General features: G+C 66.9%; 15 protein-coding genes. 11 read left to right on the plus strand and 4 right to left on the minus strand.

The window, feature by feature from the left end:
• The first annotated feature begins 13 nt into the window (after positions 1-13).
• From QO259_RS14820 to QO259_RS14865, 10 genes are all read left to right on the plus strand, one after another.
• A complete protein-coding gene (locus QO259_RS14820) occupies positions 14-1,201 on the plus strand; it encodes a GGDEF domain-containing protein (protein ID WP_285950524.1) in 1,188 nt (395 codons plus the stop codon).
• A gap of 227 nt (positions 1,202-1,428) precedes the next feature.
• Positions 1,429-3,027 carry a peptide ABC transporter substrate-binding protein gene (locus QO259_RS14825; protein WP_285950525.1) on the plus strand — a complete coding sequence of 533 codons (1,599 nt, stop codon included), beginning with the start codon at positions 1,429-1,431 and terminating at the stop codon, positions 3,025-3,027.
• 31 nt (positions 3,028-3,058) lie between these two features.
• Positions 3,059-3,994 (plus strand): C40 family peptidase, encoded by a 936-nt coding sequence (locus QO259_RS14830; protein ID WP_285950526.1) that lies wholly within the window; start codon positions 3,059-3,061, stop codon positions 3,992-3,994.
• Between the two features lie 257 nt (positions 3,995-4,251).
• Positions 4,252-5,847 (plus strand): peptide ABC transporter substrate-binding protein, encoded by a 1,596-nt coding sequence (locus tag QO259_RS14835; RefSeq protein ID WP_285950527.1) that lies wholly within the window; start codon positions 4,252-4,254, stop codon positions 5,845-5,847.
• 61 nt (positions 5,848-5,908) lie between these two features.
• On the plus strand, positions 5,909-7,489 hold the full coding sequence (locus QO259_RS14840; protein ID WP_285950528.1) for a peptide ABC transporter substrate-binding protein: 1,581 nt from the start codon (positions 5,909-5,911) through the stop codon (positions 7,487-7,489).
• A 46-nt stretch (positions 7,490-7,535) separates the two neighbouring features.
• On the plus strand, positions 7,536-8,462 hold the full coding sequence (oppB, locus tag QO259_RS14845) for an oligopeptide ABC transporter permease OppB (protein WP_285950529.1): 927 nt from the start codon (positions 7,536-7,538) through the stop codon (positions 8,460-8,462).
• 70 nt (positions 8,463-8,532) lie between these two features.
• Positions 8,533-9,504, plus strand: coding sequence for an ABC transporter permease (locus QO259_RS14850; RefSeq protein WP_285950530.1), 972 nt, complete (start codon positions 8,533-8,535; stop codon positions 9,502-9,504).
• Between the two features lie 10 nt (positions 9,505-9,514).
• Complete coding sequence (locus QO259_RS14855; protein WP_285950531.1) at positions 9,515-11,116, plus strand: ABC transporter ATP-binding protein; 1,602 nt, start codon at positions 9,515-9,517, stop codon at positions 11,114-11,116.
• A 218-nt stretch (positions 11,117-11,334) separates the two neighbouring features.
• Positions 11,335-11,637 carry an EF-hand domain-containing protein gene (locus QO259_RS14860; protein WP_207033299.1) on the plus strand — a complete coding sequence of 101 codons (303 nt, stop codon included), beginning with the start codon at positions 11,335-11,337 and terminating at the stop codon, positions 11,635-11,637.
• Positions 11,638-11,712: 75 nt separating this feature from the next.
• Positions 11,713-12,831, plus strand: coding sequence for a porin (locus QO259_RS14865; RefSeq protein WP_285950532.1), 1,119 nt, complete (start codon positions 11,713-11,715; stop codon positions 12,829-12,831).
• A 276-nt stretch (positions 12,832-13,107) separates the two neighbouring features.
• Here the strand turns inward: QO259_RS14865 and rpoD are convergent, their stop codons facing one another.
• The 3 genes from rpoD to rpsU form a co-directional block, all read right to left on the minus strand.
• Positions 13,108-14,970 carry an RNA polymerase sigma factor RpoD gene (gene rpoD / locus QO259_RS14870; RefSeq protein ID WP_502949113.1) on the minus strand — a complete coding sequence of 621 codons (1,863 nt, stop codon included), beginning with the start codon at positions 14,968-14,970 and terminating at the stop codon, positions 13,108-13,110.
• Between the two features lie 397 nt (positions 14,971-15,367).
• Complete coding sequence (gene dnaG / locus QO259_RS14875; RefSeq protein ID WP_285950534.1) at positions 15,368-17,296, minus strand: DNA primase; 1,929 nt, start codon at positions 17,294-17,296, stop codon at positions 15,368-15,370.
• Positions 17,297-17,537: 241 nt separating this feature from the next.
• Positions 17,538-17,753 carry a 30S ribosomal protein S21 gene (rpsU, locus tag QO259_RS14880; RefSeq protein WP_081919436.1) on the minus strand — a complete coding sequence of 72 codons (216 nt, stop codon included), beginning with the start codon at positions 17,751-17,753 and terminating at the stop codon, positions 17,538-17,540.
• A gap of 451 nt (positions 17,754-18,204) precedes the next feature.
• On the opposite strand from rpsU, the gene tsaD reads away from it, so the two are divergent.
• Positions 18,205-19,233, plus strand: coding sequence for a tRNA (adenosine(37)-N6)-threonylcarbamoyltransferase complex transferase subunit TsaD (gene tsaD / locus QO259_RS14885; RefSeq protein WP_285950535.1), 1,029 nt, complete (start codon positions 18,205-18,207; stop codon positions 19,231-19,233).
• Between the two features lie 28 nt (positions 19,234-19,261).
• Here the strand turns inward: tsaD and QO259_RS14890 are convergent, their stop codons facing one another.
• Positions 19,262-19,939: a glycerol-3-phosphate acyltransferase gene (locus tag QO259_RS14890; protein ID WP_285950536.1), complete on the minus strand. Its 678-nt coding sequence runs from the start codon at positions 19,937-19,939 to the stop codon at positions 19,262-19,264.
• Positions 19,940-20,086 lie beyond the last annotated feature (147 nt).

A 20,086-nucleotide genomic window follows, 5' to 3' on the forward strand; every position in this document is an offset into this window, starting at 1 on the left:
CAGGGAAAAGATCATGCATATGACCGACGATGCCCTGCTCACGGCGACGCTGAGTCGCGCCGCCTTTCTGCTGGTATTCCTGACCGTGGTCCTGAGCCAGCTACATGAGCGTTTCCTGTGGCACTGGCTGTCGGCACTGATCGGCTCGTCTCTGGGGACGGCGCTGATGGCACAGTTTCCGGTCGACGGCGAGCCCGGTCTGGCACTCGGCCTGGCAACCTATCTGCTCTTCATGATCAGCCTGATCGGCTCCTGGAGCGGCGTGCGGCTCTTCTATCGACGGCGCGTCGACCCGCGCCTGCTGGGCGCCATAATACTGCTGCCACTACTGATCTATACCGTACTCGATCTTTTCCAGGTGGCACTGAACTACCGCCGCTTCGTCATCACCTTGGCCTGCACGCTACCGGCCTGCCTGACGGTGTTCGAGATCCTCAGACCCGCCTCGGAGCGCCTGTTTTCGCCGATCGTCGTGGCGCTGGCGTTCATCGCCTACGCCGTGGCCCTGGCCGGTACCGGCGTGGCGCTGCTGCTGAATCTCACGCCGCCGACGCAGGAGGCGGTCAACTACCCCTCCTTCGCCGTCGACCGTGTCGCTAGCATCCTGGTCTACTTCGGCTATATCGCCATGGCTGGCGAGCGCGCCAACCGCGCCCTGCGCCAGCAGGCCGAGACCGACCAGCTCACCGGGCTGGCCAACCGCCACGGCGCCCAGCGCGCCCTGAACCGGCTGGAGGCAGCGCGCACGACGGGCGCAGAGGGAGTTCGGACCAGCGTATTGCTCGCGGATGTCGACCACTTCAAGCGCATCAACGACACCTATGGCCACGAGGTCGGTGACAGCGTGATCGTCGCGGTCGCCGCGCGCCTGCGCGGGGCCGTGCGCGACGGCGACGTCGCGGTGCGCTGGGGCGGAGAAGAGTTTCTGGTACTGCTGCCCGCCACGGACGCCACAGCGGCACAGGTGATCGCCGAACGCCTGCGCGATGCGGTGATACACACGCCGGTGCACGCCGACGGCCATGATATTCCGGTGACGCTCTCGATCGGCATCGCCGAGGCGACATCGGAGGGCGAGACGCTCAGCGCGGCCATCGTCAGCGCCGACCGCGCCCTCTACCGGGCCAAACGCCAGGGCCGCGACCGTGTATGTCTCGACACCACGCAGAGCGACGAGATCACGATCAGCTCCGCGTCTTGATCTGGCCACGCCGGGCCCAGCTTCCCCGCACGACCTCGCCATAGCACCCGCCACACTCCTCGCCGCCTGCCATCCGGCCTGCTATGCATGAGATGAAATACGTCATCGAGCATTTGAATTAGACGCATCAGGCCGATCGCGCGATGGTGTCGCATCGGCAGCTCGCCGGGCACTGTTCGAGCCCCGCGTGCGCGCCACAACAACAAACACATTCGGAGACATCGACGATGCCCTTCCCCGCTCTTCCCCGCGGCCTCTATGCCGTCAGTGCCCTCGCGCTCGCCATCGGCAGCCTCGCCGCCCCGGCCCAGGCCGACACGCTCAATATCGGCATCCAGGGCGAACTCGCCTCCTTCGACACCTCCCAAGTGTCAGGCGGGGTGTGGGAATCCCAGGTACTGATGGATGTCTTCGAAGGCCTGGTCGTGCAATCACCGACAGGCGAGCTGCTGCCGGGTATGGCGACGCGCTGGGAGGTCTCCGACGACGGCAAGACCTATACCTTCCATCTGCGCGACAACGCCAAGTGGTCGGACGGCGAGCCGGTCACCGCCGAGGATTTCGTGTTCGGCTGGCAGCATCTGCTGGCACCCAAGAACGCCTCCAAGTACGCCTATATGCTCTACCCGGTCGCCAATGCCGAGGCGATCAACACCGGCAAGCAGCCGGCCGAGAGCCTGGGCGCCAAATCGCTGGATGGTGGCAAGACCCTCGAGGTGACGCTCAATCACCCGACGCCCTATTTTCTGCAGCTGCTGACCCACTACACCGCCTATCCGGTGCCCAAGCATCTGGTCGACAAGTACGGCCGCGACTGGGTCAAACTGGACCACATTGCCACCAATGGCGCCTTTCACCCGGTACAGTGGGTCTCGCAGTCGCGCATCAGCGTCGAGAAGAGCCCGACCTACTATGACGCCGACGAGGTCGCGCTGGATGGGGTCAACTACTACACCACCGAGGATCGCAACGCCGGTATCTCGCGTTTCCGCGCCGGCGAACTGGACGTGCTGGCGGACTACCCTTCCAGCCGCTACCAGTGGCTCAAGGAGAACCTGCCCGACGCCACGCACATGAGTCCGATGCTGGGCTCTTACTACTACGTGCTCAACTTCCGCGACGGACACCCGACCACCGACAAGCGTGTTCGTGAAGCGCTCAATCTGGCGGTTCGACGTAATGTCATCTCGCAGCAGATCATGGCCGGCTCGTTCAAGGCGTCCACCGGATTGGTGCCGCCCGGCACCAACCACTATCAGGCCCAGCACATGGACCTGGGCAGCGACGACATGAATGCGCGCATGGCCAAGGCCAAGGCGCTGCTCAAGGAGGCCGGTTACGGCCCGGACCATCCGCTGACGCTGCGCCTGCGCTACAACACCAGCGACGAGCACAAGAAGATCGCCATTGCCGTGGCGGCGATGTGGAAACCGCTCGGCGTCGACGTGCAGATGGTCAACTCCGAAGCCACCGTCCACTACCAAACGATTGCCCAGGGGGATTTCGATGTCGCCCGGGCCGGCTGGATCGCCGACTACAACGACGCCGAGAACTTCCTCGCCCTGCTGCATACCGGGGTAGGCAACAACTATGGCGCCTACTCCAACCCCGCCTACGACAAGCTGATGGATAAGGCGGCGCAGACCCTGGATCTGGATGCGCGCGAGAAACTGCTCGAACAGGCCGAGGATCTGGCGCTGAACGATTACGCGCTGGTGCCGCTGCTCACCTACGTCACCCGTAACCTGGTCAATCCCAAGCTCCAGGGCTGGGAGGACAACGTCGAGGACGACCATCCGTCGCGCTGGGTGAGCTTCAAGGACTGAGCGCACGCGCACCGAATCGGGGGAACCGAGCATGCCGCGTATCGCTGTCTCCGTCGCCGGCCTGTGGCGCTCGCCTCAGGCCGCCCGCACCATCGATGCTCCGGCGCTGGCGGCGCCGGTCCAGCTCGAGCGCTGGCTGGCGGCACTCGATGACGACACCCGTGTGGCGCTGTGCCGCGACAAGCTGCTGGTCAGCCAGGTGCTGTTCGATACCCCGGTGAATGTGCTCGAGCGCACCACCGACGCCGCCGGCCGCGCCTGGTGCCGGGTGGTGGTGCCGAGCCAGTCGAGCGCCCTCGATCCGCGCGGCTACCCCGGCTGGCTGCCGGCGGCGCAGCTCGCCGAGGTCGTCGACGAGGTCGAGGGTGACATCGAGGGCGAGGTGGTGGTCACGGCGCCGTGCACCGAACTGGTTATGACAGCCCCGCAGCGCGGCCGGCCCGTGGCCGACCGGCTGGCACTGAGCTTCATGACCCGGCTGCGTCGGCTGGCCGTGACGCCGGCACGGGTCGAGGTGATCTCACCGCTGGGCCGTGGCTGGCTGCCGCGCGACAGTGTACGGCTGGCGGAGACCCCGCTGCCCGCGGATGCCGCCACCCTGGCCTGGCTGGGCCGACGCTTCGAGGGGCTGCGCTATCTGTGGGCGGGCAATTCGAGCTTCGGCTATGACTGCTCGGGGCTGGTGCACAGCCTGTTCGCGGCGGTCGGGATCGCACTGCCGCGCGACGCCGGCGATCAGCTCGCCAGCGGCACGCCGGTGGCTCTGGAGGCACGCCGCGCCGGCGATCTGCTCTACTTCGAGAAGCCGGATGCCAGCGGACGCCTGGTGGTCGACCATGTGGGGCTCTATCTGGGTGACGACACCCTGCTCCACGCGCCGACCAACAACGCCCGCGTCGAGCGCCGCCGGCTCAGCGGCAGCCACTATGCCGAACAGTTGTGTGCGGTACGCCGCCACCTCGACTGAGTAAGTCGTCGTCAGCACAGGCCCCGGAGAGCCGTCAGCGCTGTATCGATAGAGAGCCGTCAGCGCTGTATCGATAGAGAGCCGTCAGCGCTGTATCGATAGAGAGCCCTCAGCGCTTTTATAGAGAGCCTCAGCGCTATCGAGTGCCGGCCTCCCCGGGATGACATAGGATCGAGACGGGTAAGGCGTCCATGCAACGCCCCCGGGCGGTGCAGCCCCGAACGCTGCGCCTCGCATAACAACACAAGGACTCGATCATGTTCGATTCACGCACACGCCGTCTCACGGCCCGCTGCCTCCCCCTGCTGCTGGGGGCGCTGTCACTCTCCGCCCCAGCCGCGGCGGCGACACTGGCCATCGGCATCCAGGGTGAGCCCGCCTCGCTGGACAGCGCGCGCATCGGTGGTACCACCTGGGAGAACGACGTGCTGGGCGACCTGTTCGAGGGGCTGGTCACCCTCGATCCCGCCGGCCACTATGTCCCCGGCGTCGCCCGCAGTTGGGAAGTCAGCGACGACGGCAAGACTTACACCTTTCACCTGCGCGACGACGCCGACTGGTCGGACGGCCAGCCGGTGGTGGCGGCAGACTTCGTGCTCGCCTTCCAGCGCCTGTTCGACCCCGCCAACGGCGCCGTCTACGCCAATCTGTTCTACCCTATCCGCGGCGCCGAGGCGCACACCAAGGGCGTAGCCGACGCCCCGCCGCTGGGCGTCGTCGCGCTGGACGCCAAGACGCTCCAGATCACGCTCGAGCGTCCCACGCCCTACTTCACCACGCTGCTGGCGCATATCGCCGCCTCACCGGTGCCGGCCCACGTGGTCGCGCGCTACGGCGATGCCTGGACCCAGATGGACCATATCGTCACCAACGGCGCCTTCACGCCCACCTCGTGGGTCTCCCACGACCATATCGCGGCACGCAAGAATCCCGAGTTCCACGCCGCCGCCGAGGTCACCCTCGACGGCGTCGACTACTACCCGGTGGAGGATCGCAGCGCCGCGCTGCAGCGCTTCCGCGCCGGGGGCCTGGATATCGTCCGCGACTTCTCGCCGGATCGCTATCAGTGGCTGCAAGACAACCTGCCCGACGCCGTCCACCTGGCGCCGCAGCTCGCCAATTACTACTTCGCGCTCAACCAGCGCGACGGCCATCCGACGGCCGACAAGCGCGTGCGCGAGGCGCTCAATCTGGCCATCCGCCGCGAGGTGATCGCCAAGCAGATCATGGGTGGCGTGGTCGCGCCGGCCAGCGGCTTCGTGCCCGGCGGCGTCGCCCACTACGACGCCCAGCGCATGCCCGGCCTGGATCGGCCGATGGATGAGCGGATTGCCCAGGCCAAGCGCCTGCTCGAAGACGCCGGCTACGGTCCCGACCACCCGCTCGAACTGACCCTGCGCTACTCCACCACCGAGGCCAACAAGCGCATCGCCGTGGCACTGGCGGCGATGTGGCAGCCGCTGGGGGTGAAGACACAGCTGATCAACGCCGAGGGCGCGGTCCACTATGCCGAGCTGGCTAACGGCAATTTCGACGTCGGCCGCGCCAGCTGGGTCGCCGACTTCGACGACGCCAGCAACTTCCTCGGCATCCTGCAGAGCGATGCGCCCAAGAACTACGGCGGCTATCGCAGCCCGGCGTTCGACGCGCTGATGCGCGCGGCCAGCCAGGAGCCCGACGCCGAATCCCGTCAGCAACTGCTCGAACAGGCCGAGCGCCAGGCCCTGGGCGACTACGCCATGGCGCCGATCTACATCGACGTCTCGCGCAACCTGGTCGCCCCCGACCTCTCGGGCTGGCAGGACAACGCGCTCAACCGCCATCTGTCGCGCTGGCTCTCCCGCGACGATTGACATTCACCCCGCCGCCGGAGAGCGATGATCCGCGCGGCGGCCCGACAAGAACGCCAAAAAGATGCTTTCACGACAGCTCATTGCCGCCCTCGGCGGACTCGCGCTCGGCGCCCTGGCCACCTCGGCCCAGGCCTTCAGCGTCAATATCGCCAACGGTGCCGAGCCGGGCACCCTCGACCCGCAGAAGACCAGCGGCACCTGGGAGACGCGCATCACCCGCGCGCTGTTCGAGGGGCTGGTCACCTATGCCGCCGACGGCAGCCTGGTGCCGGGGCTGGCCGAGCGCTGGGAGATCAGCGCCGACGGCAAGACCTACACCTTTCACCTGCGCGATGCCGAGTGGTCCGATGGTGAACCGATCACCGCCGAAGACGCCGCGTTCGCCCTGCGCCGGGTGCTCGAGCCGGCCATCGCCAACCACAATGCCAATCTCTACTACCCCATCGTCGGCGCGCGCGCGATCAACGCCGGCGAGGCCGCCCCGGCAAGCCTGGGCGTGGAGACGCCGGACGCCCACACCCTGAAGATCCACCTGACCCAACCCACCGCCTGGTTCCTGCAGGCGCTGGCGATGACCGAAGCCGCGCCGCTACCGGCACACGCCATCGAGGCCGCCGGCGAGCACTGGGTCGAGCCGGGCAAGACGGTCTCCAGCGGCGCCTTCACCCTGAGCGAATGGCAGCCCCAGGCGCGCATCGTGATCGCCAAGAACCCGCACTTCCACGCCGCCCAGAACGTCGCCCTGGATCAGGCCATCTTCTACCCGATCGACGACGCCGGCTCGGCGCTCAACCGTTTCCGCACCGGCGAGATGGATATCGCCTACTCCAGCGTGCCGTCGTCGCGCTTCGCCTGGGCCAAGCGGAATCTGGCGGATGCGCTGCGCGTGGGTCCGCTGACGGCGGAGTACTTCTACATGTTCAACCTGCGCGACGGCCAGCCGCTGGCCGACCGTCGCGTACGCGAAGCGCTCAACCTGGCGGTACGCCGCGAAGTGATCACCGGCCAGATCCTGGGCCAGGGGCAGACGCCCTCGACCTGGTTCGTGCCGCGCGGCACCGCCAACGCGCCCGGCGGCCAGATGGCCTTCGCCGACATGTCGATGGAAGACCGCCTGACCCGCGCCCGGCAGTTGATGAAAGCGGCCGGCTACGGCCCCGAGCATCCGCTGCGGCTGACGCTCAACTACAACACCCTCGAGGATCACAAGAAGATCGCAGTGGCAGTGGCGGCGATGTGGAAGCCGCTGGGGGTCGAGGTCGCGCTGGTCAACTCGGAAGCAGCGGTGCACTACGCCACCATCCGCCAGGGCAAGTTCGAAGTCGCCCGCTACGGCATGGTGGCGACGATCAACGACCCGTTCGATTTCCTCGGCTCCTACGCCGACGACGGCTCGGCCAGCCGCGCCAGCGGCTATCACGACGCCGAGTATGACGCCCTGGTGGCCAGAAGCACCGGCGAGCTCGACCCGGCGACGCGCCAGCGCACCCTGACCCAGGCGCAACAGCGGCTGCTCGACGACTACGCCCTGCTGCCGCTCTACGACTACGTTTCCGTGCACCTGGTCTCACCCAAGCTCGACGGCTGGCAGAGCAACCCGATGGACGTCCACCCGCTGCGTTATCTGGAGGAGCGCGACTGATGATCGATGCCCAGACCCCGCCGCGCGCGCCGCGAGGTGCGCCGACATGTTGAGTTACACCCTTAAGCGGCTGCTGATGGCGATCCCCACGCTGCTGATCGTGATCACCATCTCGTTCTTTTTGATGCGGGTGGCCCCGGGCGGGCCGTTCGACGGCGAGCGCCAGCTACCGCCGGAGATCGAGGCCAATCTCAAGGCGGCCTACCATCTCGACGAGCCGCTGCCGATGCAGTATCTGCGCTACATGGGCAATCTGCTCGAAGGCGATTTCGGCCCCTCGTTCAAGTACAAGGACTTCAGCGTCACCGAGCTGATCATGCAGGGCTTCCCGGTGAGCCTGGAGATCGGCGGGCTGGCGATCCTGCTGGCCTTGATGATCGGCCTGCCGCTGGGGATCGCCGCGGCGATCAGACGCAACTCCACCGTCGACTATCTGGTCATGGGCACGGCGCTGACCGGCATTGCGGTGCCCAATTTCGTCATCGCGCCGATCTTCGCCCTGGTCTTCGGCGTGCTGCTGGCGTGGCTGCCGGCCGGCGGCTGGAACGGCGGCGCCTGGCCCAACCTGGTGCTGCCGGTGGTGGCACTGTCGATCCAGCAGATCGCCTACATCGCGCGCATGATGCGCGCCAGCATGATCGAGACCCTGGGCAGCCACTTCATCCGCACCGCTCGCGCCAAGGGGCTCTCCGAACGCGAGGTGATCTGGCGCCACGCCATCCGCCCGGCGATGCTGCCGGTGGTCTCTTACCTCGGCCCGGCGATCGCCGGGATCATCACCGGCTCGGTGGTGATCGAGCAGATCTTCGGCATCCCCGGCATCGGCCGCTACTTCGTGCAGGGGGCGCTCAACCGCGACTACACCCTGGTGATGGGCACCGTGGTCTTCTACGGCGTGCTGATCGTGCTGATGAACCTGATCGTCGATCTGCTCTACTCCGCGCTCGACCCGCAAATTCGTTACGACGACTGAGCCATGACCCTGTACGTCACAACCGCCCCTTCACGCCCACCCCATCACCACAATCACAGGGAGGCCGCCAATGACATCCGACGCCAAGCCCTATAGCGGCGAACAACGCCATGGCGCCCCGCTGCCCGCCGGCGCCCCCAATCCGCCGCCGGGCCCGGACCCCACGCCCGACCCGCGCGCCGCAGACGCCCCGGTGGGCGAAAGCCTGGCCAAGGACGCCTGGCGCCGGCTGACCCAGAACCGCGCGGCGATGGCCAGCCTCGGCCTGCTGATCGCCATCGTGGTGGTCTGCGTCGCCGGCCCCTGGTTCCTGCCCTGGGGCCTGGCCGAGGTCGACTGGAACGCCTTCGGCACCGGCCCGACGCTGGAGAACGCTCACTACCTGGGCACCGACGCCAACGGCCGCGACCTCTTGACCCGGGTGCTCTACGGCGGCCGTGTCTCGCTCTCGGTGGCGCTGGTGGCCTCGTTCGTCAGCCTGGTGATCGGGGTGCTCTACGGCGCCATCTCCGGCTATCTCGGCGGGCGGGTCGACAGCCTGATGATGCGCTTCGTCGACATCATGTACTCGCTGCCGTTCATGTTCCTGGTGATCCTGCTGATGGTGGTGTTCGGCCGCAATATCTTCCTGATCTACGCCGCCATCGGCGCGGTGGAGTGGCTCGACATGGCGCGCATCGTGCGCGGCCAGACCCTGGCCCTGAAGCGCCGCGAGTTCATCGAGGCGGCCCATGCCCTGGGCGTGCGCGACAGCAAGATCGTCACCCGCCATCTGATCCCCAACGCCATCGGCCCGGTGATCGTCTACGTCACGTTGACCGTGCCCAAGGTGATCCTGCTCGAGAGCTTCCTGTCGTTTCTGGGGCTCGGCGTGCAGGAGCCGCTGACCAGTTGGGGGGTACTGATCTCCGAAGGCGTCGACATGATGGAGAGCGCACCGTGGATGCTGCTGGTGCCGTCGTTCTTCCTCGCGGCCACGCTGTTCTGTCTCAACTTCCTGGGCGATGGGCTGCGTGACGCCCTCGATCCCAAGACCCGCTGAGGACGATTCGATGACGCACTCACTACTGGAAATCGACAAACTCAGCGTGACCTTCCAGCTCCCCACCGGCGCGGTGACGGCGGTCAAGGAGGTCAGCTTCAGTATCGCCGAAGGCGAGACCCTGGCGCTGGTGGGCGAATCGGGCTCGGGCAAGTCGGTCACCTCGACCGCCACCCTGCGCCTGCTGCCGGAGCTGGCCCAGACCCAGGGCGCGATCCGCTTCGACGGTGAGGACCTGCTCGCGGTCACGCCCCGACGCATGCGCCGCATCCGCGGCAACGACATCTCGATGATCTTTCAGGAGCCGATGACCTCGCTCAACCCGCTGCACCGGGTCGGGCGCCAGATCGGCGAGGTGCTGACCAAGCACAAGGGCCTGCACGGCAGCGCCAAGCGCCGCCGGGTGCTCGACCTGCTCGAGCAGGTCGGCATCCCCGAACCCGAGCGGCGCATCGACAGCTACCCCTACGAGCTCTCCGGCGGCCAGCGCCAGCGGGTGATGATCGCCATGGCGTTGGCCTGCGAACCGCGCCTGCTGATCGCCGACGAGCCGACCACCGCCCTCGACGTGACCGTTCAGGCGCAGATCCTGGACCTGCTCAAGTCGCTGCAGGCCCAGTACGGCATGGCGATCCTGTTCATCACCCACGATCTGAGTATCGTGCGCCACTTCGCCGACAAGGTGTGCGTGATGCGCTACGGCGAGGTGGTCGAGAGCGGCCCCACCCAAGAAGTGTTCGACGCCCCGAGCCACGACTACACGCGCATGCTGCTCGACGCCATCCCGCGCGGTCGCAAGACGCCCGCCCCGGCGGATGCCCCGGTGCTGCTGAGCGCACGCGACGTCAAGGTGCGCTTCGCGCTCAAGAAGCGTCTGTTCGGCAAGAGCGACTACTTCGAAGCGGTGCGCGGCATCGACCTCAGCATCCGCCGCGGCGAGACGCTGGGCATCGTCGGCGAGTCCGGCTCGGGCAAGTCGACCCTGGGCCGGGCGCTGCTGCGCCTGCTCAAGTCCGAGGGCGATATCCGCCTCGGCGAGACCGACCTCTCGGCGCTGGACAAGTCCGGCATGCGCCCGCTGCGCTCGCGTCTCCAGGTGGTCTTCCAGGACCCCTTCGGCTCGCTGTCGCCGCGCATGACCGTCGGCGACATCATCAGCGAAGGGCTCAAGGTGCACCATCCGGAGATGAACCGCCGCCAGCGCGAGGCGGAAGTGATCGCCGCCCTCGAAGAGGTCGCCCTAGACCCGGGCATGCGCAACCGCTACCCCCACGAGTTCTCCGGCGGCCAGCGCCAGCGTATCGCCATCGCCCGCGCGCTGATCCTCAAGCCGGAACTGCTGCTGCTGGACGAGCCGACCTCGGCGCTGGACCGCTCGGTGCAGGTGCGGGTGATCGACCTGCTGCGCGATCTGCAGCAGAAGTACGGCCTCACCTACCTGTTCATCAGCCACGACCTCTCGGTGGTGCGCGCGCTCTCCGACGACGTGCTGGTGATGAAGGAGGGGCAAGTGATCGAGCAGGGCCCGACGGAGCAGCTCTTCTCCGCCCCCCGCGAGGCCTATACCCAGGCGCTGATCAAGGCCGCCTTCCTCGACGACGACGCGGCCTGAAGCGCCGCTGAGCGTGAGCGGCGGCGCCACGCAATAGGCGCCGCCGTTCGACCCGGGAGAGACACGCTGACAATAAACGACGGTTCGCACCGGATCTAATTCGATCAGGACACATGACAACGACTTTGGCCGCGCTTGCCCTGTGGCAGGCGCCACGGACAACTGCGGCCGAAAAACGGGGTTTTACCCCTTCATCCACTCCTTCAAGGGAGACATCCATGACCACGACACAAGGTCTTTTGAGCGCCGCCATCCTGGTGGCACTGGCGGGCTGCCAGAACACCCTGCCGTTCGGCGACGGCGCCGGCAGCTTCGAGCGCGCCAAGCTGGAGGGCAGCGCACCGCCGGCGCTGGCCGCGCAATTCCATCGGCTCGACAAGAACGGTGACGGCGTCATCGACCCGAGCGAGGCGCGCTCGGACGCCGATCTGATGGGCGCCTTCGGCACCGCCGACCGCGACGGCGATCGTCAGCTATCGCTCGAGGAGTTCCTCGACAGCCAGGCCACCGAGTCGCCCTGATTGCCGGCTCCGGTGACCCCCTGACTCACCTGGGAACTCATTTTGCCTTCAACAACAAATAGGTAACGCTTCACCATGTACAACAAGACTCTCTTGGCGAGCCTTCTCGCCACCGGCACGCTGCTGGCCAGCCAAACGGCCTTCGCCCTGACGCTCTACGAGACCGCGCAGGACAAGCTCACCTTCAGCGGGCGTATCGCCGCCGGCAGCAGCTTCGTCGACGATACCCACGACGATCACGACCCGACCAATGCCGGCTCCCGCGTACGCCTGATCCACGAACACAACTTCGCCGACGGCTGGTCGTCGATCGCCCGCGCCGAGTGGGCCTTCGATCCTTTCTTCGAGGATGGCACCGACAACCACTACAAGCGTCTGCTCTATGCCGGTGTCAGCAACGATGACTACGGCACCATCCTGATCGGGAAGCAGTATTCGCTGTGGTACGACATGGTCGCCTACTGGACCGACTGGTTCTGGTACAACGGCGCCACCGCCCAGGGCAGCTTCAACGGCGCCTCCAGCGACGGCGGCTTCGACGGCAACGGCCGCCCCGACAACGCCATCTCCTATCAGAATCGCTTTGGCGACTGGACCCTGGGGGTGCTCTATCAGACCTCGCGCAACGACGTGCCCCGCTCGGTGGGTTACAGCGGCAATCTGGTCGACCTTAAGCGCAAATACACCGCCCAGGGTGCCGCGGTCTATCAGCCGAGCGACGAATGGGCGTTCGGTTTGACCTATACCCACAGCGAGATCGACGGCGAGCTCCAAGGCGGCAGCGACCGCGACGAGAACGTCGACGCCGGCCTGCTCGCGGCGCGCTGGACCCCGGGTAACTGGTACTTCGCGCTGACCGCCGGCGAGTATCACAACCTGGTTCGCGACGGTGAGTTCAAGGGTGTCACCAACAGCGACGGGATCGTCGACGAGGCCCGCGGCTACGAGGGCGTGGCGCTCTACAACGTCAAGCAGCAGGTCCCCGGCACGGTGCAGCTCTACACCGGTTTCAACCGCCTCGAGGATCGCGACTCCGACGCGCGCAGCGCCTTCTATCTCGCCGGCGCGGCCTGGCTGCTGTTCGACGACAACCTGATCCTCGCCGTCGAGCGCAAGTTCGACGACTCGCGCCGGGCCGATGACAGCGATACCGGCCACGACGAGACCGATCTGCTGGTGCGCTACGACTTCTGAGCGACACCGGTTCCGGGAGCGGACGCTCCCACTGCACGATCGTTTGCCGCTGCCCCGCGCAGCGGCTTTTTCATGCGGCTCGTGTGGGAGTCCGAGACTCCTATCCTCTGTCCTCTGTCCTCTGTCCTCTGTCCTCTGTCCGCGGTGCGTGGGGCGTGGGGCGTGGGGCGTGGGGCGTGGGGCGTGGGGCGTGGGAATGAGAGTACGCCGCGCCAACGAAAAAACCCCGGCAGCGCTGGGCTGCCGGGGTCGTCGAGGGGGCACGCAACCCGGGTATTACTCGTCGAGGAACGAGCGCAGCGGCTCGGAGCGCGACGGATGACGCAGCTTGCGCAGCGCCTTGGCTTCGATCTGGCGGATACGCTCACGGGTGACGTCGAACTGCTTGCCGACCTCTTCCAGGGTGTGGTCGGTATTCATGTCGATGCCGAAGCGCATGCGCAGCACCTTGGCCTCGCGCGCGGTGAGCCCACCGAGCACGTTGCGGGTGGCTTCGATCAGACCTTCGCCGGTGGCGGAATCGATCGGCAGCACCATGGTGCTGTCCTCGATGAAGTCGCCCAGGTGCGAGTCCTCGTCGTCGCCGATCGGGGTCTCCATGGAGATCGGCTCCTTGGCGATCTTGAGCACCTTGCGCACCTTGTCTTCCGGCATCTCCAGACGCTCGCCCAGCTCTTCCGGCGTCGGCTCACGGCCCATCTCCTGGAGCATCTGGCGCGAGACCCGGTTGAGCTTGTTGATCGTCTCGATCATGTGCACCGGGATACGGATGGTGCGCGCCTGGTCGGCGATAGAGCGGGTGATCGCCTGGCGAATCCACCAGGTGGCGTAGGTCGAGAACTTGTAGCCGCGGCGGTATTCGAACTTGTCCACCGCCTTCATCAGGCCGATGTTGCCCTCCTGGATCAGGTCCAGGAACTGCAGCCCGCGGTTGGTGTACTTCTTGGCGATCGAGATGACCAGACGCAGGTTGGCCTCGACCATCTCCTTCTTGGCCCGGCGCGCCTTGGCCTCGCCGATCGAGAGGCGACGATTGACCTCCTTGAGCTGGCTCACCTGGAGCTGGACCATCTCCTCCTCGAAGCCGATCTTGCGCTGGGCGCGCTGGACGTCACCGCGGAACGGCGTGAGCCGATCGGCATACTTGGCGTGCTTGGCCACGAACTCGTCGAACCAGGCGTCGCTGGCTTCGTTGCCGAGGAAGGCGCTGATGAACGTCTTGCGCGGCACCTTACCCTGCTTGACGAACACCTGCATGATCGCCTTTTCCTGCTCGCGCACCTGCTCCACGCTGATGCGCACCTGGCCTACCAGGCGCTCGAAGTGCTTGGGCGAGAGCTTGATCGGCGAGAACAGCTCGGCCAAACGGGCCAGCTCGGCCTTGGCCGCATCGGCGTCGAAGCCGTGCTTGGCCACCGCCGCCTTGGCCGCCTCGTTCTGCTCGCGGATCTGCTCGAAGCGTACACGCGCCTCTTCGGGATCGGGGCCGCCTTCGCTGGAGTTGTCGTCGCTGTCTTCTTCGTCTTCTTTGTCTTCATCGTCCTCGTCGTCGTCGTCACTCGCGGCGAGGCTGCTCTCTTCCACTTCCGGCATCTCGACCTCGGCGACGCCGGGTATGCCCTCGTCGGGGTCGATGAAACCGGAGAAGAGATCGGAGAGGCGGCCCGGGGCCTCCTCGTCCTGGGTCTGATCGTAGGCGGCAAGGATGGAGTCGACCGCGCCCGGCAGATAGGCCAGCGACGACATCACTTCGCGCAGGCCCTCCTCGATGCGCTTGGCGATCTCGATCTCGCCTTCCCGCGTCAGCAGTTCCACCGTCCCCATCTCGCGCATGTACATGCGCACCGGGTCGGTGGTCCGTCCGACATCGCTCTCCACCGCCGCCAGGGCCGCGACCGCTTCCTCCGCCGCCGACTCGTCGGTGGAGTTGTCGGACATCATGAGGGTGTCTTCGTCAGGCGCTTCCTCGACGACGTTGATCCCCATGTCATTGATCATGGCGATGATGTCTTCCACCTGATCGGGATCGGCGATATCTTCGGGGAGGTGATCGTTGACCTCGGCATAGGTCAGGTAGCCCTGCTCCTTGCCGCGTGCGATCAGCTCCTTCAAACGTGACTGCTGTGCGTGTCCAGCCATAGAAACCCTACTCGACGAAGAAGAATGAAGCACCTGGGGTGACAGCGCGACGCCCCAAAAGCCTGCTAGTATAGCGCGTACCGGCATTTTGCTGCCAGTATCTGTTTGCCTTGTCTGCCAGGTGTGCTAGTGTGTTTGGTTACCCTATCTGGAGGCTTTCGCCGCCATTTCAACCGCTTCGATGCTCCTGCCGCGGTTCTTCACGCTTCCCTGTCGTATCCCGCCTATTTTTTCCTTGCTGATCGAACGTGCGGCCTGTCTGCTATATCGACCTGACGCGCTCGATTTACAGCCATCTCGATTTATAGCCCTATCGATATACCCTGTCGCATGAGGCCGTCCGGCAGGTGCACTCCCCCGCCACGCCCCTCGGGCCATGCCGGTCTCGGCGATCCCGTCATGCCGAGCCGCCGGTGGCGAGCATGCCGATCAGCTCGCGCAGGCGCTGCTTCTCCTCGGCGCTCAGCGCGCCGGGCTGGCGACTCTTCGCCAGCAGCTGCTGATACTCCTGGGCCGGCGTCAGGCGCTCGCTCTGGCGTTCGAGATGGCGCACCCAGTTGGCCAGCTCGCTGGCCCTGACCTCGCGCGGAATCGCCATCTCGCGCCGCGCCAGCTGATCCAACCGCTCCCCCTCGGGGGTGCCGTGGAAATGCGCCAGCAGCACCTGCGGGCTACGGTAGCGACCGGCCCGCAGCAGCTTGACCACCTCTCGGCACAGACGCCCGTCGGGCTCCGCCTCGGGGCACCAGTCGAGACGCTCCGGCAGCGTCTCGGCCAGCCCCGGCTCGTGCAGCAGCAGCTGCACGATACGCGCCGGCCAGCTCAGGGACAGCGTAGCAGTTCCGCTACGCGCCGCCGTCAGCCCACGCCGGGGGCCGCCGTTGCCGGCGCGGCTTTCTCCATACCCGGACCCATCGCCATATTCGGCCATGGGCGCCGACTCGACCTCGCCGGAGATCGCCATCATCGCCTCGAACCCATCGTCGCCGGGCTCCGCCGTCGGCCGCGGCACGGGCGGCGCATGGCTCGCCAGCCAGTCGCTGAACTGCGAGGTTTCGATACCGCTGCGCGACGAGAGTTCCTTGAGCAGCAGCGACTTCAACACCCCGTCGGGCAGCTGCTTCAACGCTTCCAGCACGGCGCTGACGAAACGCTCGCGCCCTTCGACCTGCTTGAGATCGTGGCCCTCGGCGGCCTGCTCGAACAGGAACTCGGACAGCGGGCTGGCACAGGTGACGCGATTCTCGAACGCCTCGCGCCCCTCCTGGCGCACCAGGGTATCCGGGTCCTCGCCCTCGGGCAGAAACAGAAAGCGCACCTGGCGGCCATCGATCATCGACGGCAGGGCCGTGGTCAACGAGCGCCGCGCCGCCTGGCGCCCGGCGTTGTCACCGTCGAAGCAGAACACCACCTCGTCGACCAGCCGGAACAGGCGCTGCAGGTGATCCGCGGTGAGCGCGGTGCCCAGGGTGGCACAGGCGTTGCGAATGCCGAACTGGGCCAGCGCCACCACGTCCATGTAGCCCTCGACCACCAGCACCCGGGAGAGCTGGCGATTGGCCTGACGCGCTTCGAAGAGCCCGTAGAGCTCGCGCCCCTTGTGGAAGACCGGCGTCTCCGGCGAGTTGAGGTACTTGGGCTTGGCATCGCCCAGCACGCGCCCGCCGAAGGCGATGGTGCGGCCTTTCCAGTCGCGGATCGGAAACATCACCCGATCGCGAAAGCGGTCGTAGGTGCGTCCGGTCTCCTCACGATGGACCAGCAGGCCGTACTCGACCTGCACCGCCTCGCTGATGCCCTGGGCACTCAGATAGCGCTTGAGTGCTTCCCACTCGTCCTCGGCGTAGCCGATCCCGAAGTCGCGGATCACCTCCTGGCTCAGGCCACGCCGCTCGAGGTAGGCGCGCGCCGTCTTGCCCTGACCCAGCGCCAGGCGCTCGCGGAAGAAGCGCGAAGCGAGTTCGAGCAGATTGACGCCCTCCTCACGCTTCTGCTGGCGCTTGGCCGCGCCCGGGTCATCGCCGCCCTCGCGCTCCACCTGCATGCCGGCACGCCCGGCCAGCTGCTCCACCGCCTCGGGGAAGCGCAGATTGTCGTACTCCATCAGAAAACGCAGGGCATTACCGTGCGCGCCGCAGCCGAAGCAGTGGTAGAACTGCTTGTCATGGCTGACCGTGAAGGAGGGCGAGTTCTCCTGATGGAAGGGGCAGAGACCGCTGTGGTTGCGCCCGCTCTTCTTGAGCTGCACGCGCTCGGAGACGACGTCGACGATATCGGTCCGCGCCAGCAGGTCATCGATGAAGCGCTGTGAAATCTGTCCGGCCATGGCGTCAAACGCTCTCGTTGCGCCGGCCGCGGGCGCCCGGCGCCGACGGCCACTGTCTCGGGAATGGGACAGTCGAGGAGAGAGGGTCTACGCAGCGGACGACGCTGCGCGTGGGCCGCGTCTCTGCGGCCGCCGGCTGGGTAGACACCCTCCGGGGGCGAGGAACAAAAACAAACGGCCACCGAGGCGGCGGCCGTTTGGGCTATCCCTCTGGAGTGACTCGCGTCACCCCCAGTACGGATCAATACAAGCGTTCGAAACGCTTACGCTCACGCTGGAGCTTCTTGGCGTGACGCTTCACGGCCGCGGCAGCTTTACGCTTGCGCACGGAAGTGGGCTTTTCGTAAGTTTCGCGACGGCGGACTTCAGACAGGATTCCGGCTTTTTCGCAGGAACGTTTGAAGCGACGCAGCGCGACGTCGAACGGCTCGTTATCACGTACTTTGACAGAAGGCATTAAGCACTCACCTACCTTGGGAATTGAGTTCGGTTTGAACGCACGCCCATGATGATCCGAGGGGATTCAGACGGCGCTACGGCTCACCCTGAGGGCGTGCCGCGTCGCAATCCCGGATCCGCCTCTTGCGCGGTATCGCACCGAAAAATCCGGCTTGACGACCGCTCGAGGGGCGTTAGAGCGCACGACCCAGTCCTGCAGAGCAGCGTATTCTAGTGCCGGCCTTCACGCTTTGCAAACGACTTTTCCTGACCGCCGCGCGTCCCGGCCGGCGTCGGGCGCGCCCTGCCGCAGGCTCAGTGGCAGGGGGACCACTCTTGAAGGCGCTGACCACTCTTGAAGGCGCTCCGTGGGGGCATGATCGGGGCCATGCAAAGCCCATCGCCAGCGCGTAGAATAGTGCGCCTTGTCATCCCCCTCCCCCTTTTGATTAGCGACGGAACCTTCGACCATGCGCGTGCTGGGCATCGAAACCTCCTGTGACGAAACCGGCGTGGCCCTCTACGACAGCGAGCAGGGCCTGCTGGCGGATACGCTCTACAGCCAGGTCGCGCTGCACGCGGAGTTCGGCGGCGTGGTGCCGGAGCTCGCCTCCCGCGACCACACCCGCAAGCTGCTGCCACTGATCGATCAGGTGCTGGCCGATGCCGGCCTGGAGAAGCGCGACATCGACGCCATCGCCTATACCGCCGGCCCGGGACTGGTCGGCGCGCTGATGGTCGGCGCCTGCACCGCCCACGGCATGGCGCGGGCGCTCGCGGTGCCGATCCTCGGCGTGCACCATATGGAGGGGCATCTGCTGGCGCCGATGCTGGAGCCGGAGGCGCCGGAGTTCCCGTTCGTGGCGCTGCTGGTCTCCGGTGGCCACACCCAGCTGGTCGACGTGCGCGGGCTGGGCGACTACCGCCTGCTCGGCGAGTCGGTCGACGACGCCGCCGGCGAGGCCTTCGACAAGGTCGCCAAGATGCTCGACCTGCCCTACCCCGGCGGCCCCCAGGTGGCGGCCCTGGCCGAGCAGGGCGACAGCAGCCGGTTCCGCTTCCCGCGTCCGATGACCGACCGCCCGGGTCTCGATTTCAGTTTCTCCGGGCTCAAGACCCACACCCTGACCGCGCTGCGCAGCCTGGAACAGCAGGCGGCGCTGGATGCCCAGGCGCGCGCCGATGTCGCCCGCGCCTTCGAGGATGCGGTGGTCGACACCCTGGTGATCAAGTGCCGCCGCGCGCTGGAAGCGAGCGGGCGCCAGCGTCTGGTGGTGGCAGGCGGGGTCAGCGCCAATCGTCGGCTGCGCGCGACCCTGGACCAGGCCCTGGCCAAGCGCGGCGCCCGCGCCTACTACCCGCGCGGACGCTTCTGCACCGACAACGGCGCGATGATCGCCTACGCCGGCGCCCAGCGCCTGCTGGCGGGCGAGCGCAGTGATACCCCGCAGCCGCGGCCGCGCTGGCCGCTGGCCGAGCTTACGCCGCCGCAGCCCTGAGCCTGGCGGCTGTCGCCGCTAGTCGCCGCTAGTCGCCGCCGGGACGCTGCCCAAGCGCGCCAACGTCACGCCGATCCTCGAGCGCGTCCTCTTCATCCAGCGGGTCGGCCAGCGCCGGCGCGACGGTCTCACGCCGGCGCTCGCGCCAGGTGCGGATATTGAAGGCGTGGCGGATGAGCACCAGGGTCGAGAACACACAGATCACCCCGCTCATCGGTGGCACCAGCCAGTAACTCAGCAGCGGCGCGATCAGCGCCGTGGCCAGCGAAGCCACCGCCGCGGTACGCACCCGCCAGGCGAGCAGGAACCAGCACACCGCGCAGATCAGCGCGACCGGGGTGGCCAGCATCAACAGCACGCCGAAAGCGCTGGCCACCGCCTTGCCGCCACGCCCTCGATGCCAGACCGGGCAGCTGTGACCCAGCAGCACGCCCAGCCCCACCAGCCCCTGTGCCCACACCGACAGCGACGCATGGCCGGCCAGCCACAGCACCGGCATGCCCTTGCCGGCGTCGATCACCAGGGTCGCCAGCGCCGGGCGCCAGCCGAAGGCGCGCAGCACGTTGGAGAACCCCGGGTTGCCGGAGCCAGCACGGCGCGGGTCGCCCAGGCCCCACAGCCGGCAGACCCAGATCGCCCCCAGCAGCGAGCCGCTGAGATAGCCGGCTGAAGCCAGCGCGATGGTGATGAGCGTGGATGACGGCATCCGCCCTCCGGCAGTGGACGATCAGCATGGGTCGCGGACGACGCGAGCCCTGATTCTGCCACTCTCATGACGTACAATCGACGCTCGCGAGCGCAGCGCGTGGCGCGAATCAACCGGATGTGTACCGAACCTGGGTGGACTCAATCA

The sequence above is a fragment of the Salinicola sp. JS01 genome (assembly GCF_030284585.1).
Lineage (GTDB): Bacteria > Pseudomonadota > Gammaproteobacteria > Pseudomonadales > Halomonadaceae > Salinicola.

Excerpts from the sequence above, each read along its gene's own strand:
- QO259_RS14820 (WP_285950524.1), top strand. The coding sequence starts at position 14 with ATGCATATGACCGACGATGCCCTGCTCACGGCGACGCTGAGTCGCGCC.
- QO259_RS14825 (WP_285950525.1), top strand. The coding sequence starts at position 1,429 with ATGCCCTTCCCCGCTCTTCCCCGCGGCCTCTATGCCGTCAGTGCCCTC.
- QO259_RS14830 (WP_285950526.1), top strand. The coding sequence starts at position 3,059 with ATGCCGCGTATCGCTGTCTCCGTCGCCGGCCTGTGGCGCTCGCCTCAG.
- QO259_RS14835 (WP_285950527.1), top strand. The coding sequence starts at position 4,252 with ATGTTCGATTCACGCACACGCCGTCTCACGGCCCGCTGCCTCCCCCTG.
- QO259_RS14840 (WP_285950528.1), top strand. The coding sequence starts at position 5,909 with ATGCTTTCACGACAGCTCATTGCCGCCCTCGGCGGACTCGCGCTCGGC.
- oppB (WP_285950529.1), top strand. The coding sequence starts at position 7,536 with ATGTTGAGTTACACCCTTAAGCGGCTGCTGATGGCGATCCCCACGCTG.
- QO259_RS14850 (WP_285950530.1), top strand. The coding sequence starts at position 8,533 with ATGACATCCGACGCCAAGCCCTATAGCGGCGAACAACGCCATGGCGCC.
- QO259_RS14855 (WP_285950531.1), top strand. The coding sequence starts at position 9,515 with ATGACGCACTCACTACTGGAAATCGACAAACTCAGCGTGACCTTCCAG.
- QO259_RS14860 (WP_207033299.1), top strand. The coding sequence starts at position 11,335 with ATGACCACGACACAAGGTCTTTTGAGCGCCGCCATCCTGGTGGCACTG.
- QO259_RS14865 (WP_285950532.1), top strand. The coding sequence starts at position 11,713 with ATGTACAACAAGACTCTCTTGGCGAGCCTTCTCGCCACCGGCACGCTG.
- rpoD (WP_502949113.1), bottom strand. The coding sequence starts at position 14,970 with ATGGCTGGACACGCACAGCAGTCACGTTTGAAGGAGCTGATCGCACGC.
- dnaG (WP_285950534.1), bottom strand. The coding sequence starts at position 17,296 with ATGGCCGGACAGATTTCACAGCGCTTCATCGATGACCTGCTGGCGCGG.
- rpsU (WP_081919436.1), bottom strand. The coding sequence starts at position 17,753 with ATGCCTTCTGTCAAAGTACGTGATAACGAGCCGTTCGACGTCGCGCTG.
- tsaD (WP_285950535.1), top strand. The coding sequence starts at position 18,205 with ATGCGCGTGCTGGGCATCGAAACCTCCTGTGACGAAACCGGCGTGGCC.
- QO259_RS14890 (WP_285950536.1), bottom strand. The coding sequence starts at position 19,939 with ATGCCGTCATCCACGCTCATCACCATCGCGCTGGCTTCAGCCGGCTAT.